The following is a 600-nucleotide window of genomic DNA, read 5'->3' as shown; positions in this document are numbered from 1 at the left end:
AGGACTTGGGAAACGGCGAATACCAAACGGTCTATACAGACCTTAAGGTGATGCTCCATCCGCAAATCGAGATTGAAGGTTATGGAAAGGGTGCACAGGGTGAAAACACTCAACTTTACCATCAGATGATGATTGACGCAAGCAAGCTGTCATTCGACCAATTCATGAGAAACCATGAATACAAGGTCAGAAAGGGAACTGCCACAAGTTGCATCTTCGATGACGATGACGGAAGTTATGTCGGAAAAATGGTTGATAACCTTCAAGGGGTCAACTCTGACGGAAAGGTTTACTTCGATTGGGTGCTGCCGCTTGAAAACAAGAACGGTAAGATTGAGGAATATGGTTTCGGGACAGAAGGGAGAGACGTACTTTGGCAAAACGGAATTGACTATGGAATGATAATGGTTGATGAGAGAAATGAAAAACTTGTCGAATGACTTAAGAATGTTCCCAAGGCATACAACACCAAAGGTGAAGTCAAGAGGGACACTTCCGGAAAGTGAAGCAAACGCCTAAAAGACATTTCAAACAGCGGTGAGTACGCGTGGTGAAGTGTACGTATGAAACTCCATTACATGATTGAGGAAGAGGCGGAAA

The 600-nt window shown here is 44.0% G+C and carries 1 protein-coding gene; it reads left to right on the top strand.

Annotation, left to right across the window (positions count from 1 at the left end):
- Positions 1-440 (top strand): hypothetical protein (locus RF640_RS19005; protein WP_368828668.1); only part of this gene is annotated, 440 nt, incomplete at its 5' end.
- Positions 441-600 lie beyond the last annotated feature (160 nt).

The sequence above is a fragment of the Kocuria sp. CPCC 205231 genome (assembly GCF_040980965.1).
GTDB classification, from domain to species: domain Bacteria; phylum Actinomycetota; class Actinomycetes; order Actinomycetales; family Micrococcaceae; genus Kocuria; species Kocuria rosea.
The sequence above is the reverse complement of the archived record's forward strand: the minus strand, read 5'-3'. Positions and strand labels throughout refer to the sequence as shown.